Annotated in this window: 10 protein-coding genes; 1 reads left to right on the top strand and 9 read right to left on the bottom strand. The window is 68.4% G+C overall.

Going from position 1 to position 17,874, the window contains the following annotated elements; translation table 11 throughout:
* Nucleotides 1-188: 188 nt before the first annotated feature.
* The 7 genes from ACICHK_RS30145 to ngcE all read right to left on the bottom strand — a co-directional run bounded on the left by ACICHK_RS30145 (nucleotide 189) and on the right by ngcE (nucleotide 8,490).
* Entirely contained in the window at nucleotides 189-1,478 is a 1,290-nt protein-coding gene (locus ACICHK_RS30145) for a sugar ABC transporter permease (protein ID WP_406839312.1), read from the bottom strand.
* Complete coding sequence (locus ACICHK_RS30140) at nucleotides 1,475-2,266, bottom strand: ATP-binding cassette domain-containing protein (protein WP_192582329.1); 792 nt, start codon at nucleotides 2,264-2,266, stop codon at nucleotides 1,475-1,477. The genes ACICHK_RS30145 and ACICHK_RS30140 overlap by 4 nt, the downstream gene beginning before the upstream one ends.
* A gap of 182 nt (nucleotides 2,267-2,448) precedes the next feature.
* Nucleotides 2,449-3,546: a substrate-binding domain-containing protein gene (locus ACICHK_RS30135; protein WP_406841354.1), complete on the bottom strand. Its 1,098-nt coding sequence runs from the start codon at nucleotides 3,544-3,546 to the stop codon at nucleotides 2,449-2,451.
* A 132-nt stretch (nucleotides 3,547-3,678) separates the two neighbouring features.
* The gene (locus ACICHK_RS30130; RefSeq protein WP_151468621.1) at nucleotides 3,679-4,878 is read right to left on the bottom strand and encodes an ROK family transcriptional regulator; all 1,200 of its coding nucleotides are present in this window, start codon (nucleotides 4,876-4,878) and stop codon (nucleotides 3,679-3,681) included.
* Nucleotides 4,879-5,120: 242 nt separating this feature from the next.
* Nucleotides 5,121-6,059 carry a carbohydrate ABC transporter permease gene (locus ACICHK_RS30125; RefSeq protein ID WP_151468622.1) on the bottom strand — a complete coding sequence of 313 codons (939 nt, stop codon included), beginning with the start codon at nucleotides 6,057-6,059 and terminating at the stop codon, nucleotides 5,121-5,123.
* Between the two features lie 15 nt (nucleotides 6,060-6,074).
* A complete protein-coding gene (locus ACICHK_RS30120; RefSeq protein ID WP_151468623.1) occupies nucleotides 6,075-7,007 on the bottom strand; it encodes a carbohydrate ABC transporter permease in 933 nt (310 codons plus the stop codon).
* Nucleotides 7,008-7,041: 34 nt separating this feature from the next.
* A complete protein-coding gene (gene ngcE, locus ACICHK_RS30115) occupies nucleotides 7,042-8,490 on the bottom strand; it encodes an N-acetylglucosamine/diacetylchitobiose ABC transporter substrate-binding protein (RefSeq protein WP_406839310.1) in 1,449 nt (482 codons plus the stop codon).
* Nucleotides 8,491-8,977: 487 nt separating this feature from the next.
* Here ngcE and ACICHK_RS30110 point away from each other — a divergent pair, with 487 nt between their 5' ends.
* The gene (locus ACICHK_RS30110; RefSeq protein ID WP_406839309.1) at nucleotides 8,978-12,802 is read left to right on the top strand and encodes a GH92 family glycosyl hydrolase; all 3,825 of its coding nucleotides are present in this window, start codon (nucleotides 8,978-8,980) and stop codon (nucleotides 12,800-12,802) included.
* Between the two features lie 68 nt (nucleotides 12,803-12,870).
* Here ACICHK_RS30110 and ACICHK_RS30105 read toward each other — a convergent pair whose 3' ends face one another.
* Together ACICHK_RS30105 and ACICHK_RS30100 are read right to left on the bottom strand one after the other, a co-directional pair.
* A complete protein-coding gene (locus ACICHK_RS30105; RefSeq protein WP_406839308.1) occupies nucleotides 12,871-16,146 on the bottom strand; it encodes a GH92 family glycosyl hydrolase in 3,276 nt (1,091 codons plus the stop codon).
* Between the two features lie 454 nt (nucleotides 16,147-16,600).
* Complete coding sequence (locus ACICHK_RS30100) at nucleotides 16,601-17,704, bottom strand: lytic polysaccharide monooxygenase (RefSeq protein ID WP_406839307.1); 1,104 nt, start codon at nucleotides 17,702-17,704, stop codon at nucleotides 16,601-16,603.
* Nucleotides 17,705-17,874: the final 170 nt, after the last annotated feature.

Genomic DNA, 17,874 nt, shown 5'->3' with positions numbered 1-17,874 from the left:
CCTTGCAGTGATCGAGCTGTTGCCGGGTTCGTCGAGTCTAATGTTCCGCCATTTCGGGCGCGGGCCGGGTCCGGCGATCCACGCCACACGAACGGCCCATCCGGACAGGAACAAGCGTTCCTGTCCGGACGTGACTGTGCCCGGCACCGCCATTGGCGCCGGGCACAGGCTCAGGTGGGTGATAACCCTTACGCGCGACCCGCGGACTTCTGGGTCTTGCGGGTGACGGCGTCGATGACGACCGTGGCGAGCAGGACGCCACCGGTGATCATGTACTGGACCGGCGAGGCGATGCCCTGCAGGGCCAGACCGTACTGGATCGAGACGATCACCAGGACACCCAGCAGGGCGTTCCAGGTGCGGCCACGGCCACCGAAGAGGCTGGTGCCACCGATGACGGCCGCCGCGATGGCGTTCATCAGGAGGTCACCGCCGCCCGCGCCCTGGTTGGCGGAGGCGATCTTCGAGGCGATGAACAGACCGCCGATGGCGGCGAAGGTACCGGAGATCGAGAAGACCGAGATCCGGATCATCTCGACGCTGATACCGGCACGGCGGGAGGCCTCGACGCTGCCACCGAGCGCGAAGATCTTCCGGCCGAAGGCGGTGCGGCGCAGCACGAAGTCCGTGACCAGCAGGACCGCGAGGAAGATCACCACGGCGAGCGGCAGGCCCTTGTACTGGTTGTACATGATCGCCACGCCGAAGCTGAGGATGCCCAGCAGCGCCGTGCGGGCGATGGTCTCGCCCACCGGGCGGGACGGCACGCCGGCCGCCTCGCGACGCTTGTTGCCGAGGTAGGAGCTGAGGAAGAACCCGACGGTCACGACGGCCGCGAGCGCGTAGGCGGCGGCGACATCCGTGAAGTAGTAGCTGGTCAGCTTGGCGACGACGCCCTCGCTGTCCAGGTTGATGGTGCCGTTGCTGCCGAGGATCTGGAGCATGAGGCCGTTCCAGAACAGCAGACCCGCCAGGGTGACGGCGAAGGCCGGCACACCGATGCGCGCGAAGAAGAAGCCCTGGATCGCACCGGCGACCGTGCCGGTGAGGATGGCCAGGACGAACGCGAGCCACTCGTTCATGCCGTGGGTGACGCTGAGCACCGCGAACGTGGCGCCAGCGACACCGGAGAGCGAACCGACCGACAGGTCGATCTCACCGAGCAGCAGCACGAAGACGATGCCGACCGCGATCATGCCCGTGCCGACCATGGCGACGGAGATGTCGGAGATGTTGCCCGCGGTGAGGAAGTTCGAGTTCAGGCTCGCGAAGATCGCCCAGATGACGATCAGGCCGATGACGACCGGGATGGAACCCAGGTCGCCGGACTTCATCTTGCGCTTGAACTCGCCGACGTAACCGGCGAGGCCCTGCTCGCGGACGAGCAGTCGCGGGTCGACGGCGGTGACCGCCTTGGCGGCGGCTTCCTTGTTCTCCACCTCGTGGGAGGCGGTCTCAGAAGTCTTGTCGATGCTCACTTCTGAGCCTCCCCGCTGGTGCGCGCCGCACGACGGGTCACGGCGTTCTCCGTGGCGCCCGTGATGGCGGAAATGATCTCTTCCTGCGAGGTCGACTTGACCTCGAAGACGCCGTTGTTGCGCCCGAGGCGCAGGACGGCGACCTTGTCGGCCACGGCCTTCACGTCAGCCATGTTGTGGCTGATGAGGATGACCGCGTGGCCCCGCTCGCGCAGGCGCTCGACCAGGTCGAGGACCTGGGCGGTCTGCTCGACGCCGAGGGCCGCGGTGGGCTCGTCGAGGATGACGAGCTTGGGGTCACCGAGCATCGAACGGGCGATCGCCACGGTCTGGCGCTGACCGCCGGAGAGCGAGGCGATCGGGATGCGGACGCTGGGGATGCGGATGGACAGCGTGTCCAGCAGCTCGCGGGAGCGGCGCTCCATCTCGACCTCGTCCAGGACGCCGCGCTTCTTGAGCTCGCGTCCCAGGTAGAGGTTCCCGACGACGTCGATGTTGTCGCAGAGCGCGAGGTCCTGGTAGACCGTCGCGATGCCCAGGTTCTGGGCGTCGTGCGGGCGGTTGATCTGAACGGCCTTGCCGTCCCACTCGATGGAGCCCTCATCGATGGGGTGCACGCCGGCGATCGTCTTGACCAGCGTGGACTTTCCGGCGCCGTTGTCGCCCACCAGGGCGACCACTTCACCTGCGTGGACTTCAAGCTCTACGTCGGTGAGCGCCTGGACGGCACCGAATCGCTTGGAGACCCCGCGCAACGCCAGAACAGGCGTAGCGGACACGTGAACCATCTCCTTCGCCGCCTGACCCGGCGGGAGGTTGTGCAGAAGTTTGCGGTGGGGGTTCCTTCCGGTGCCCCGCTTAGCTTGCGGGGCTGTTGGATGCGGGGCACCGGAGGAGTTTTGGATATACGAGTCACGTACGGGAATTCAGCGGCTGCGAATTCCCGTACGCGTGGACGACTCGCGGCTGCTTACTGCAGGCCGGCCTTCTTGCAGGCCGCGGCGTAGGCCGGGGTGCAGATGTCCTCGACCTTGTACAGGCCGTCCTTGACGACGGTGTCCTTGATGTTGTCCTTGGTCAGCGAGGTGACCGGGACCAGGAGGGACGGGATCTGCTTGTCGGTCGGGCTGTCGACCTTGTCCTTGGCGACGGAGTCGAGCGACTTGCCCTGGGCGAGCGCCACGGCCAGCTCGGCGGCCGCGTCGGCCTCCGGGGCGTACGGCTTGTAGACGCTCATGAACTGCTCACCCGCGAGGATGCGCTGCACACCGGCGAGCTCGGCGTCCTGGCCCGTGACCGGGACCTTGATGCCGGCGGCCTTCAGCGCGGTGATGATACCGCCGGCCATGCCGTCGTTCGCGGAGTAGACACCGATGATGTTCTTCTTGCCGAGGGCCGAGATCGCCGCCTCCATGTTGGCGTTGGCGTTCTCCGGCTTCCACTCCTTGGTGTCGTACTCCTTGCCCACGTTCACCTTGCCGTCGAGCACCTCGTGGGCGCCGGCCTTGAACTGAGCGGCGTTCGGGTCGGTGACCGAACCGTTCATCATGACGATCTTGCCGGACTTGGCCTTGGAGCCGAGCGCGCCGAGGAGCGCCTCACCCTGCGTCTTGCCGACGGTCTTGTTGTCGAACGAGGTGTAGGCCGAGATGGGGCCCTGCGCGAGGCGGTCGTAGGCCACGACCGGGATGCCGGCGTCCTTGGCCTTCTGGACCGAGTTCTTGATCGCGGCGGAGTCCACGGCGTCGACGATCAGCACGTCCACCTTGTTGGTGATCATGGTGTCGACCTGCTGGCTCTGGGTGCTCGCGTCCTGCTTGGCGTTGGCGTAGACGACCGTGCCCTTGTTGTTCGTGAGCTCCGCGACCTTCTTCTCGATCAGCGGCTTGTCGAAGCTCTCGTAGCGGGCCGTCTGGTTCTCCGGAAGGAGCAGACCGACCTTGATCGCGTCGCCCTTCTTCTCGGAGCTGGCGGAGCTGTCGCTGCCCTTGGACTCCTTGGCGCTGCCACAAGCGGCCAGCGAGACAGCCATTGCACCGGCGGCAACGGCAACGGCGGCACGACGCATCTGCGTGTTCATTCTCAAACCTCCCTGACGAGGCCGCGTCGTTGCGGCCGAGGTGGACTGGAGTCAACTCGGCCACACGTGCGACGTCAAGAAGTAAATACTTAACGAGATGGCAACGGTGCCATGCGTTCTCTAAGTGAAGGCAGGAGTTGCGGCCGACAGAGAACCGTCCAGAAGGGTCGAATCGCCCATCTCGCTGAGTGCGAGAGCGAGTGCTCCGAGCACCTCCGCACGGCCCCCGAGCGCTCCTGGCAACACCGAGAGTTGGCGGGCGGCGCTGGGGATCGCATAACGGCCGACAGACTCCCTTATGGGCCCGAGGACGAGCTCTCCGGCCTCGGCGAGATCGCCGCCGAGGACCACCCGGCTCGGGTTCAGCAAATTGCAGAGATTCGCGACTCCACTGCCGATGTGACGGCCGACGTCGGCGATCACCCGACGGCAGCCCGGATCTCCGTCCCGCGCCAGCCTGACCACGCCCTCCATGGTCAGATCGGTACCATGACTGGACTGGAGGAGCGGCAGCACGTAGCGCGCCGCCGCGAAGGTCTCCAGACACCCACGGTTGCCGCAACGACAGACGGGGCCGGATTCATCAAGTGTAATATGCCCGATTTCTCCCGCTGTGCCACCCGGACCGCGGTAGATCTTGCCCTCTATGACCAGGCCCGCCCCGACACCGCTGGCGACCTTGATGTACGCGAGATCCCGGACCCCGCGCCCGCTGCCCCAGACCATCTCGCCGAGCGCGCCCAGATTGGCGTCGTTGTCCACGTGCACCGGCACGCCGAGCCGCCCCCGCAGCTCCTCGGCGGGCCTGGCGCCGGTCCAGCCCGGAAGGATCGAGGTGGAGCCCAGGGTGCCCGATTCCACGTCGATGGGGCCCGGCACGCCGAGCCCCACACCAGCGATCTTGGAACGGTCCACACCCGTCGCCTCGATCAGGCGGCCGACCAGCTCCTCGGCCCGGTCGAAGCCCTGCGCCGCGGAGGCGTCCACGTCCAGCGGCTCGGACTCCTCCGCCAGCACCTGATGGGCCAGATTCCCGACAGCGACGCGCAAATGGGTGTGCCCGAAGTCGACGCCGATGACAATGCCCGCGTCCCCGCTCAAGGACACGCTGCGCGCCCTGCGGCCGCCGGCCGAAGTGGGCGTGACCTCGACCGTCCCGCCGTCCTTGAGTTCACGAACGATATTGGAAACGGTCGCGGCCGACAGGCCCGTCGTCCTCGCGATCTCCGCCTGCGTGAGCGAACCGGCCAGCCGCACCGCTCGCACGACGCGCTCCAGATTGGCTCGGTGCAGCGACGACTGCGACCCCGGAGTCTCCATCGACTCATCCACTCCTGCCCATAGCCGGGCGGCCCCGATGCCGCCCGTGTGATCTGGGTCACGTCAACGGGACCCCGGTCACTTACAAGTTGTGAACTCCAAGCTCCGCTGAACGGGTTACCGCAGTCAAGTCCTTGACGGAAATCGGGCCCGCCCAGTCATGTTCGATTCGTGACCTGACCCGGACACACATGCGCCACCTCCGGGACGGAGGTGGCGCATGTGACGGACGGGACGATTCGTTACTTGAGAGTCGCCGAAGTGAGACCCGCCTGGACCTGGCGCTGGAAGGACAGGTAGACGATCAGCATGGGGACCATGGAGATCGTGACGCCGGCGAACAGGACGGGCAGGTCGGTGGCGTACCCCTGCTGCTGCTGGAGCTGGATGAGGCCCTGGGTCAGGAGGTAGCGCTCCGGGTCCGAGCTGCTCTGCGGCTGCATCAGCACCGAGGGCAGGATGTACTGGTTCCACTGGCCCAGCACGTTGAAGATGCCGACGCTGAGCAGTCCGGGCTTGGCCATGGGCAGCATGACCTGGAAGAACGCCCGGGTGTGCGAGGCCCCGTCGAGCACCGCCGCCTCGAAGACCGCGGTGGGCAGCGTCCGGAAGAAGGCGTGCATGAAGAACACGGTGAACGGCAGCGAGTAGGCCACGTACACCAGGACCAGGCCTTGGTAGGTGTTCAGCATGTCGAGGCGCTTGACCATGAAGAACAGCGGCACCAGGGCCAGGAAGACGGGGAACATGGCCCCGCCGACGAAGAAGTAGTAGATGATCCGGTTGCCCGGGAACTCGTAGCGGGCCAGTACGTACGCCGCCATCGCGCCGAACAGCATGGTCAGCGGGACCGAGAACACCAGGACGATCAGGGTGTTGGCGAAGTAGTCGCCGATGCCCTTGTTCCAGGCCCGGCCGAAGACGTCGAGCTGCCAGTTCGAGGGCCAGCTGAGGGCCGACCCGCCGATCTGCGCGTCGGTCTTGAAGGAGCTCAGGACCAGCCAGAGCAGCGGCAGGATGATGAGGACCGCCCAGAGGGCGAGGAAGCCGTGCGAGAAGACGTTGAGGGCCATGCCCTCGGTCCGCTTGTCGCCCGGCCGGGGCGGTGCCTTCCGGGCACTTCGCTGCGGGGGTACTGCGGCGCCGTCGACCTTCGCCGGCTCCGTCATGGGTGCGCTCATAGTCGTGTCTCCCGCTCAGAACTCGATGCGCTCGCGGCGGGTGGCGCGCAGCGTGACCACGGACAGGACGAGGGTGAGGAGGAGCATGACGACGCCCATCGCGCAGGCGTAGCCGCTCTTTCCGAAATAGAGGAAGTTGCGCATCATGACGTTCGCCATGACCTCGCTGTGGTGGTCGGGCCCGCCGCCGTAGCCGGTGCCCTGGGTCATGGTCGAGACGAGGACGAACATGTCCATCGCGATGATGCCCAGATAGACCCAGGCGGTCTGCACCGTGTCCCACAGCAGGGGCAGGGTGACCCGGAAGAAGGTGTGGGAGCGGCTCGCGCCGTCCAGCAGCGCGGCCTCGTAGATGTCCTTCGGGATGGACTGCATGGCGGCGGAGAACAGCACCAGGTAGAAGCCGACGCCGTGCCAGACGACGACCGCCATCAGGCACCAGAGCACCATGTTCGGCTCGTTCATCCACTCGATGGGGCTGTCGCCGTCGACCAGGTGGAGCTTGATCAGCAGGCCGTTGAGCAGACCGCCGCCGTCACTGCGGTAGACGGCTCCGAAGAGCACCGCGAGGATCGCGAGCGACAGCACCTGCGGGAAGAAGTACACGATCTTGTAGAAGCGCGAGCCCGCGACGCCCTGGACGCCGCCGGCGCCGCCCCGCCCGCCCGCGTTCACCATGAAGGCGAAGAAGAGGGCGAGCAGGATGGTGATCACCGGAATGAACACCAGGAACAGGATGTTGTGCCAGATCGCCTGGAGGAATACGTCGTCCTGGAACAACGCCTTGTAATTGTCCAGGCCGACGAATCCGAACGTCTGCGACTGACCCTGCCAGTCGGTGAAGGAGTAACCGATGGTCTGTAGGTAAGGCCAGATCACGAAGATCAGATACAGCGCCAAAGGTGCGAGGAGAAACCCCGCGACGAACCGGTACTGCCCTTTTCGCATGGCATCCTGCCCCTGGTGTTCCGGGTTTGAGTGATCAGTCGCGGTGGTTCTTCTTGGAGGCGGGGTCCTTGGCCGCCTTGTCGACCGCCGCCTGGGCCCGCTTCAGCCATTCCTTCGGCTGGATGCGCTTGGACATCAGCTCGTTGGACGCGTTCTGGATCGCCACGTCCATCTCGCTGTACCAGTTGATGTACAGGTAGTTGAAGGTGTTGTCGCCCGCGGCCTTGGACGCCTCGACCGTCGACTGCGTACCGGGCCGGAGCTGGACGCCGTCGGACACGCCGTCCTTGAGGATGGTGAGCGAGTTGGCCTTCTGGGCGAAGAGCGTCGACCACTCCTTGGAGAGCATGGAGCGCATGAACTCCTGTGCCTCGGGCAGGTTCGCGGCCTTCGCGGGGATGATGAACGGCTCGCCCGAGCCGGCCCGGATCGCCTCGAACGGCAGCTTGTCGCCCGGCAGGCTCGGCATCGGCATGAACTTCATGTCGAAGTCCGGCGGGGTCTGCTTGAGCTGCTCGTTCTCCAGCCAGGAACCGCAGGTGATGAACGCGGCCTTGTACTGGTTCCACCGCGTCTGCGACTCGGTGTGGGTCAGGCCGTTGGTGCCGGCCAGCAAGTAGCCCTTCTCCACGACCTCGTAGATCGCCTCGATGGCCGCCTTGGCGGCGTCGGAGCCGACGAACGCCTTCGGGTCGAGGTTGTCGATCGCCTTCATGGCGTCCAGACCGCCGTGCTTGGCGATCAGGTCCATGATGGCGATGTTGATGTAGTACGGGTACTTGCCCTGGTGGGCGAGGCCGCCGATGCCCTGCGACTTGGCGTCCTTGCAGATGGCGAGGAAGTCGTCCCAGGTCTTGGGCACCTCCCAGCCCTTCTCCTTGAAGAGCTTGCCGGAGTACCACAACCCCCACACCGTGTAGATGTAGTTGAGGGCCACGACCTTGCCGCCCTGCAGACCCGGGTCGAGGGTGCCCGGGATCAGCGTGTCGCGGACCTTCTTCGAGGGGTCGTCGATGGACGGGGCGTCGAGGACCGCGGCCAGGTCGAGGAGCTGACCGTTCTTGTAGAGCACGTCCAGCTTGATCTGCTGGGCACCCGAGTCGTCGACGATGTCCGGCGGGTTGCCGCCGTTGAAGCGCGGCTGGAGCTTGCCGGTGATCTCCTGGGTGCCGGTGTGGGCGCTCTTGGTGCCCCACTTCTTGTCGAACGCCGCTTCCCACGCCTTGGCGTAGTCGTCGCCGTAGCCGCCCTTGAAGACGACGACGTCGAGCTTGCCGCCGCCCTTCTTCACACCGAAGGGGTTGTCCTTGCTGGTCTTGCCGGTGCCCTTGTCGTCGGACTTGTCGTCACCGCCCCCGCTCGCACACGCGGACAGGAAGCTCATCGTGGGGACAGTGATCAAGCCAAGTGCGGCCGACCTCTTGATGAGGTCGCGGCGGCCGACACCCTCGGGGCTGCTGTTCTCGGCGGAAGTGGATCCCATGCTCAAGTCCTCGCCTTCTCCAGGACTCAGGCGGTGAACCGGATCCTCCCCGGCACCGCGGTCAGTTCAAGCTGGGGTCGTGCGTGGGGGATTCAGCGGGACGGACCGGCATTACGTGTACGGACCACGTTCCAGCGTCCTGCGGAATTCCCCCATGGGTCCTGCCTGTCCAGGGCCGGTCGCTCGACCGGCCGGACGCGACAGGTATAGTCCACTTCCCGCCAACGGAGCAAGATCGAATGCAGGTTTGGCCGCTGGTCTTTTCCGAGTTGAGACCTCACGGAAATATGGGGCACCCCAGGACCACCCCGGCGAAGATCCACAGGACGCCGGCCTCCCGCAATGAACGCAATGCACGGTTCGTCACACGGTATTCACCCCGGATGCCACACCCAACACCCTTGACATCCCTGTCAACTTGACGCCCAAATGGTCCTTGCGCAGCAAAATTGACAACGTTGTCCACGTGCAGGGAGGGTGCTCGCGCATGCAGCACAGAGCTCGGTACAGACAGAGTTCCACGCGGCGGAGGGGATGGCGTTCCTCGGGTGCACTGGGGGTGGCGGCCCTCTCCCTGTTAGCGGCCTCCCAGGGCGTCGCGGTCGCCCTGCCCGCCCAAGCCGCCAAGCCCGACCGGGAGTTCAGCTCCTCGTTCGAATCGGACGATCCGGCCCCGGACTGGCTCAACACGGTGGACACCGCCGCCGACGGGACGAAGCGGTCCTCCGGTGTCGACGGCGGCTACAGCACCGGCATCCCCGGCAATGTGACCGACCACGTCACCGACGTGCGGGCCAGCGGCGAGAACACCGGCGCGGGCGAGGTCAAGGAGAACCTCGCCGACGGCGAGCCGAGCAGCAAGTGGCTCACCTTCGAACCCACCGGCTGGGCGGAGTTCGACCTGGACGCGCCCGTCAAGGCGGTCACGTACGCGCTCACATCCGCAAACGACCACGACGAGCGCGACCCGAAGGACTGGACCCTGCAGGGCTCCACCGACGGCAAGGACTGGAAGACCCTCGACACCCGCTCCGGGGAATCCTTCGGGGAGCGGTTCCAGACGAAGACGTACGACATCCAGAGCCCCGTCGAGTACCGGCACTTCCGGCTCGACGTCACGAAGAACAACGGCGGCGGCATCCTCCAGATCGCCGACGTCCAGTTCTCCACGGGACAGAGCGACGACCCGACCCCCAAGGACATGCTCTCGCTCGTGGACCGGGGGCCGAGCGGCTCGCCGACCGCGAAGGCGGGCGCGGGCTTCACGGGCAAGCGGGCCCTGCGCTACGCCGGCACCCACAAGGGTGAGGGCCGGGCGTACTCGTACAACAAGGTGTTCGACGTGAACGTCGCCGTCGGGCGCGGCACCGAACTGTCGTACCGGATCTTCCCCTCGATGGCCGACGGTGACCGGGACTACGACGCCACGAACGTGGCCGTGGACCTGGTCTTCACCGACGGCACCTCGCTCAGCGGCCTGAACGCCGTGGACCAGCACGGATTCGCGCTGACGCCGCAGGGCCAGGGCGCCGCCAAGGTGCTGTACGTCAACCAGTGGAACAACGTCTCCTCGCGGATCGGTTCCGTCGCGGCCGGGAAGACCGTCGACCGGATCCTCCTCGCGTACGACTCGCCGAAGGGCCCCGCGAAGTTCCGCGGCTGGCTCGACGACGTCTCGCTGCGCACGGCCGCCCGGCAGAAGCCCCCGGCGCACCTGGCCGACTACGCGCTCACGACCCGCGGCACCAACTCCAGCGGCGGGTTCTCGCGCGGCAACAACTTCCCGGCGACCGCCGTGCCGCACGGCTTCAACTTCTGGACGCCGGTGACCAACGCGGGCTCGCTGAGCTGGCTGTACGACTACGCCCGCGCCAACAACGCGGACAACCTGCCCACCGTCCAGGCGTTCAGCGCGAGCCACGAGCCGAGCCCCTGGATGGGCGACCGGCAGACCTTCCAGGTGATGCCGTCGGCCGCCTCCGGCACCCCGGACACCGGCCGGGAGGCCCGTGAGCTGGCCTTCCGGCACGAGAACGAGACCGCGCGGCCGTACTACTACGGCGTGACGTTCGAGAACGGCCTCAAGGCGGAGATGGCGCCGACCGATCACGCCGCCGCCCTGCGCTTCACCTATCCCGGTGACGACGCGAGCGTGGTCTTCGACAACGTCACCGAGCAGGCGGGCCTGACGCTGGACACCTCGGCGGGCGTGGTCACCGGCTACTCGGACGTGAAGTCCGGCCTGTCGACCGGTGCCACCCGGCTCTTCGTCTACGGCGTCTTCGACGCGCCCGTGACCGAGGGCTCCTCCAGTGGCGTCAAGGGCTACCTGAGGTTCAAGGCCGGCTCCGACCACACCGTCACCCTGCGCCTGGCCACCTCGCTCATCAGCGTCGACCAGGCCAAGGACAACCTGGGCCAGGAGATCCCGGACGGCACCTCGTTCGACGCCGTCAAGAAGGACGCGCGCCGGCAGTGGGACCGGCTGTTCGGCCGGATCGAGGTGCAGGGCGCCACGCCGGACCAGCTGACCACGCTGTACTCCAGCATGTACCGGCTCTACCTCTACCCGAACTCCGGCTTCGAGAAGGTCGGTTCGAAGTACCAGTACGCCTCGCCGTTCTCCCCGATGCCGGGTCCGGACACCCCGACCCACACCGGGGCGAAGATCGTCGACGGCAAGGTGTACGTCAACAACGGCTTCTGGGACACCTACCGGACGACCTGGCCCGCGTACTCCTTCCTGACACCGGGTCAGGCGGGCGAGATGGTCGACGGGTTCGTGCAGCAGTACAAGGACGGCGGCTGGACCTCGCGCTGGTCCTCGCCCGGCTACGCGGACCTGATGACCGGCACCTCCTCGGACGTGGCGTTCGCGGACGCGTACGTCAAGGGCGTCGGCTTCGACGCGAAGGCGGCGTACGAGGCGGCCCTGAAGAACGCCACCGTCGTCCCGCCGACCTCCGGCGTGGGCCGCAAGGGCATGGCCACCTCCCCCTTCCTCGGCTACACGAGCACCTCCACGGGCGAGGGCCTGTCCTGGGCCATGGAGGGCTACGTCAACGACTACGGCATCGCCCAAATGGGCAAGGCGCTCTACAAGAAGACCGGCGAGAAGCGCTACAAGGAGGAGTCGGACTACTTCCTCAACCGCTCCCGGGACTACGTGAACCTCTTCGACTCCAAGGCCGGCTTCTTCCAGGGCCGCGACGCCAAGGGCGACTGGCGGGTCGACTCCGCCAAGTACGACCCGCGCGTGTGGGGTTACGACTACACGGAGACCAACGGCTGGGGGTACGCGTTCACCGCGCCGCAGGACTCGCGCGGCCTCGCCAACCTGTACGGCGGGCGCGCCGCGCTCGCGGAGAAGCTCGACACGTACTTCTCCACCCCCGAGACGGCCTCGCCCGACATCGTCGGCTCCTACGGCGGTGTCATCCACGAGATGACCGAGGCCCGGGACGTGCGGATGGGCCAGTACGGGCACTCCAACCAGGTGGCCCATCACGTGAACTACATGTACGACGCGGCCGGACAGCCCTGGAAGGCCCAGAAGAACGTCCGCGAGGTCCTCTCCCGCCTCTACGCCGGCAGCGAGATCGGGCAGGGCTACCACGGCGACGAGGACAACGGCGAGCAGTCGGCCTGGTTCCTCTTCTCCTCGCTCGGCTTCTACCCGCTGGTGATGGGCAGTGGTGAGTACGCCATCGGCTCCCCGCTGTTCACCAAGGCCACGGTCCACCTGGAGAACGGCCACGACCTGGTGATCAGGGCCCCGCGCAACAGCGCGAAGAACGTGTACGTGCAGGGCGTCCGGTTCAACGGCAAGCGCTGGAACTCGACCTCGCTCCCCCACTCGCTGATCACCCGTGGCGGAGTGCTGGAGTTCGACATGGGCGCCGAGCCGTCCTCGTGGGGCACCGGCAAGGACGCGGCGCCGGTGTCGGTCACCGAGGACGACAAGGTGCCCTCGCCGCGCGCGGACACCCTCAAGGGGGACGGCGCCCTCTTCGACAACACCTCGGCGACGGGCGCCACCGTCACCTCGGTGGACCTGCCGACCGGTGCCGGCACCGAGGGGGTCCAGTACACGCTGACCTCCGGGGATCACACGAAGGCGCCGACCGGGTGGACGCTCCAGGGTTCCTCGGACGGCACGACCTGGACGGACCTCGACAAGCGCTCCGGTGAGTCCTTCCCCTGGGACCGGCAGACCCGGGCGTTCACGGTCGCGGACCCCGGCCCGTACGCCCACTACCGTCTCGTCCTCGACGGCGAGTCGACCCTCGCGGAGGTGGAGCTGCTGGCCTGAGCCGCGCCCGACGGAAAAGGGGGCGGGCCCGGAGGAGACTCCGGGCCCGCCCCTCGTCCGTGTAAGAGTCAGCTCACCGCGAGGGTGAACACGTGCAGGTCCGCGTTGTCCGGGAGCCGGACGCTCTTGATCGTCCTCCCCTCCGGCGCCGTGAACGGCTTGGTGGCGAAGACGTAGGTGGCCACCGGGTCCTTGTCGGCGCCGGCGACGTTGCGGTAGGCGCTCTTCGCGACCGTCACGTTGCCGTACTGGACGGTGCCGCCCCCGCCGCCGACGGTCCAGTCGGTGAAGGACAGGTCGACGGAGTCGGTGCCGCCGTCGGTGTAGGTGACGGTCGCCGTGGTCTTCTGGTTGCCGTTCACGGCGCTGCCGATGAAGGACAACCGGCTCGCCGGGTCGCTCAGTTCGATGGTCTGCGAGCTGCCGGAGGCGTTGTCGGGGCGGCCCGCCGGGGACTTCGGCCAGGTGAAGGCGAGACCGTCCACCGTCCCCCGGCCGCCGGGGGTCAGGCCCGCGTCGGCGAGGGCCTGGCGGGAGTAGCTCCAGCCACCGCCGTCGTAGTCGGCCTCGGAGTGGTCGCCGGTGTCGTCCGAGACTCCGGTGTTGTCGTAGGCCGCGAGGAGGGAGCCCGGGGCCGCGACGGTGAGCGCCACCGGCTGCGTGTACGAGGTGCCGCCGGAGGTCACGGTGACCTTGGCGTCGTAGAACCCCTGGTCGGCGTCGGCGGCGGCGGTGAGGGAGATCCGCTGGGCGCCGTCGCTCACCGTGCCCTCGGCGGGGGTCGCCTTCACCCCCGCCGGCACGTCCACGTGGAAGCGGACCTCGGGCCCGGCTCCCCCGCCGAGGGCGAGGGCGCGGATGTCGAGCGCGGTGCTGCCGCCGGGCGCGAGCGTCGCCGCGGTCGGGCCCACACCGATCTGGTACGGCTGCTCGCCCGTGCGGAAGGAGGGCGGCGCGGCGGACTCGGCGGTGCCCCAGTCCTTGTCGGGTGTCGTGGACAGCGTGTAGTCGAGGGTGCCGCCGTCGCGGACGAAGGAGGCCGGCAGCCAGGGCTTGGTGCCGGTACGGCCGTCGACCCGCAGCGACTGGACGTAGGGGCTGTCCGCGGCCGCGCCCCGGGCCCGGATCTCGATGTCGGCGCCGCCCGGACGGTCGATCTCGATCCTCGGGAACAGCGGCGAGGCCAGGACGAGTTCGGCGCGGGAGGGCACCTGGGGATACATGCCGAGCGCGGAGAAGACGTACCAGGACGACATCTCGCCGAGGTCGTCGTTGCCGGGGATGCCCTCGGGCTTCGTCGACCACAGCCGGGTCATCGCCGCGCGGACGGTCTCCTGCGTCTTGTAGGGCGCGCCCGCGTAGTCGTACAGGTAGGGCACGTTGACCGACGGCTCGTTGTCCAGCTCGGACTTGTCACCGCCGCTGCCGCTGAACGCCCAGCTCCCGTCCGTGTTGTGGAAGAACGTGTCGAGGCGGTCGAGGGCCTTGGCGCGGCCGCCCATGGCGGCGAAGAGGCCCGCCGGGTCGTGCTGCACCATCCAGGTGTACTGGGCCGCAGTGCCCTCCACGAAACCGTTGCCGGTCGCCGGGGTGAAGCCGGTGACCCAGCTCCCGTCGGCCTTGCGGTTGGCGATGTAGCCGCCGCTCGGGTCGGCCGCGATGTTGAAGTTGTTCTGCCACCACTGCGAGCGCTCGGCGAACTCGGCGGCGGTCTTCTTCTTCCCCGCCGCCTTCGCCAGTTGGGAGATCGCGAAGTCCGCGCCGGACATCTCCAGGGTCTCGGCGGCGCCGCCCCAGGCGTTGGACACGGACGGCATGTAGTGGTGTTCGAGGTACTTGTCGAGCGAGGGGCGCTGGCCCACCGAGAGCACCGGTTTGCCCGCCGCCGACAGGTCCGCCTCGGTCGGCACGGTCGCCGCCTTCACCAGGGAGGCGAGGGCGCCGCGCAGGTCGAAGTCGGTGCCACCGAAGGCGCGGATGCCCGCGAGGGCGGGCGCCGACGGGTCGCCGTTCATGACGTGCGTGCCGCTCGCGCCGTGCAGCCAGCGGTCCCAGACTCCCCCGTTCTGCCGGGCGAGTTCGAGGAGCGACTGCGCGATGTCGGAGCCGGTGTCCGGGTCGAGCAGGGTCAGCAGCTGGACCTGCGAGCGGTAGACGTCCCAGCCGGAGAAGGTGCCGTACTGCGCCTCGTGGCCCCGGCCGACGGTGTGCACCTTGTCGTCGGGGCCCCGGTATCTGCGGTCGGCGTCGCTGATGACGTTCGGGTGCAGGAGGGAGTGGTAGAGCGCGGTGTAGAAGGTGGTGCGGTCGCCGTCGGTGCCGCCGCCGACGCCGATCGCGCCGAGCCTCTCGCGCCAGGCGCGGTGGGCTGCGCGCTGGACGGAGGCGAAGGAGCGGGACGGCGGGTTCTCGTCGTCCAGGTTGGCGGTGGCGCCCTCCTGGCTGACGTAGGAGATGCCGACCTTGACGTTCACCGGGTCGGTGCCGGGCTCGAACTCCACGTAGCCGCCCGCCCCCTTGCCCGCGAGGGGACGGCCGCCCTGCTCGAATCCTCCGGTGCCGCCGCTCGCCTCGGTGGCCCCCGGGTTCAGCCGGTCGTCCTGCCAGGTGCCGGTGGTCTTGAAGGCGCGGTCGAAGCGCGCGGTGAAGTACAGGGTGTAGTAGGAGCGCCGGCCCTCGGGATCGAGGTAGCCGCAGAAGTTGCCGGAGGTGACGGAGCCCGAGACGGTCCTGGTCGCCGGGTCGATCCGCACGGTCGAATCCGTCGACCCGACCTCGGAGTTGGCGGTGCGGATCAGCATCGAGGCGGGCTTGTCGGCGGGGAAGGCGAAGCGGCCCGAACCGGTGCGCGCGGTCGCCGTGAGGTCGGCGGTCACGCCGGAGGCGAGCCCCACCTCGTAGTGGCCGGGCTCGGCCACCTCGTCGGTGTGCGCGAACCCGGAGGCGTAGACGGCGTCCTTGGTGTCGGCCGCCGGGGACGAGGTGACCTCACCGGCGTACGGGAAGAACGGGATGTCGCCGCTGCCGCCCGCGCATCCCGTTCCGGACATGTGGGTGAGGCTGAAGCCCCGGATGCGCGTGGCGTCGTACTGGTAGCCGCCGGGCGCGGCCGTGCGGGTGGCGTCGCCGCGGGTGTTCTCCGGGCTCCAGGAGAGCATGCCGAAGGGCGTGACGGCGCCCGGGAAGACGTTGCCTCCGTTCCTGGTGCCGATGAGCGGGTCGACGTACGCGGTGGGGTCCTTGACGAGTTCCGGTGGCCCCGACGGAGGTGCGGCGAGCGCCGGGGCGGCGCCGGCGACCGTCAGGGCGACGGCCAGCAGTAACGATGACGGACGGAAACGCATGACGCGGCCCCTCCTCCTTCGGACGGGTCGCGCACCGGGGGTCGCACAAGCCGCAGGGACAGTAACGTGCGTCACGGGTACCACGGAAGACCGCCTGCGCCGCCGGGGGCGCGCCTCGCGGACACTCCGATGGCGTCACGGGTGGCGCGCCGGGCGGGCGCCCTTCCGGTCCGCCGGTGACGTGCCGGGACCGGCGGCCGCACGGACGCCCCCGCCTCCGCCCCGCCGCCTCCGGCCCCCACGGGCACGAACGGGCCGAGGTGGGCCGTCAACCTTCTTGACATCGTTGTCCGTTGAGGCGATAGAGTCGTGCGCAGACCGATCGACAACGTTGTCGTGCACCGCGGTCGCCACAAGCCGCACCATCCCGGGCAGGGCCTCCCCCGCCGCGTCCGGGCTCGCGGACCGGGCGGGTGCGAACCCACCCGCCCGGTCCGCCCCGAGCATCGTCCGTTCAGCCGACCCGACAGGGCAGGGCCGTCGACGGATCGCCGCCCGAGCCCTGGACGACGTACCCGAACGTGGTGCTGCCGCCCGGACTCAGCGAGCCGTTCCAGTCGGCGTTGTGCACCATCACGTCCTGCCCGCCGTAGGTCGCGTTGCCGTTCCACAGGCTGGCGACCGACTGGCCGCCCGGCAGCGTCCAGTCGACCATCCAGCCGAGCATCGGGACCGTGCCGGTGTTGGTGACGGTCACCTCGGACTGGTAGCCGCCCGGCCAGCTGCCGGTGGTGCGCCGGGCCGCCGTGCACGCGCCGGGCGGGGGTTCGGTCGGGTCGCCCGGATCGTGGATGCCGGTGACCTCGCCGTTCCCTCCGTCGAAGACGACGTCGGAGCAGGAGTAGAAGGTCTCCGCGCTGTCCGAGCGCTGCCAGACCATGTAGACGATGTGGCGGCCGGTCTTGCCCGCCGGCAGCCTGCCGCTCCAGGAGTAGTTGGCATCGACCGTGCCCGGGGTGCCGTTGAGCGGCGGATGGTCGACGCTGAGGAACGGCTGGTCCTCCATGGCGTCCCAGGTGAGGGCCCTGGTCGGGTCGAAGCCGTCCTTGGTGATGTAGACGTAGAACCAACCGGGGTGCGCCGCCCAGGCGTTGTAGGCGAAGTCGACGGTCGCGCCCGCGGTGAGATGGGTCAACGGCCAGTCCGAGCGCGGCAGGTCGAACCCCGAGAAGTTGGGGTTGCCGCCGCTGCACAGCGAGCCGTCGGGGACGAAGCCGCGGGTGCGCCCGGCGCCGTCCGAGCGCAGCACCGAGAACCAGTTGTAGAACGGCGTGGTGCCGCTGACCTGTTGGGCCGCCTTGCAGGCCGGGTTCACCGGTTTGATCTCACCGGTGTCGGTCAGCCCGTCCCGCCAGCACAGGAACGTACGGCTGCCCGGCTTCATGGGGGTGCCGTGCGCCTCCGCCCGGCCGCCGGTCGTGACGATCAGGGCGAGGGCCGGGAGCACGGCCAGCAGGGCCAGGAGCACGAGGAAGGGGGACGGGCGGCGGCCGGGGAACCGTGTCCGGGAGAGCGGCCGTCGCGCTCCCGCCGGACCGGACAAGCTTGTTAAGTGCATGACAATGCATCCTCCGTGGGGGCGTGCGGGACCGGGAGCGAGGCGGGAGCGGTTCCGGAGCGGGTTCCGGTCCGCACATGGGAGCGCTCCCACCTCATGCGGAAAGTAGCGCGCCCGGGCACCCCTGTAAACGTCTGGCGCATCGCGCGCACCGCACCCGTCGCCGTCGG

Source organism: Streptomyces sp. AHU1 (assembly GCF_045343905.1).
Taxonomy (GTDB): domain Bacteria; phylum Actinomycetota; class Actinomycetes; order Streptomycetales; family Streptomycetaceae; genus Streptomyces; species Streptomyces triticiradicis.
Note: the sequence above shows the minus strand (reverse complement) of the source record. Positions and strands in the feature narration are given on the sequence as shown.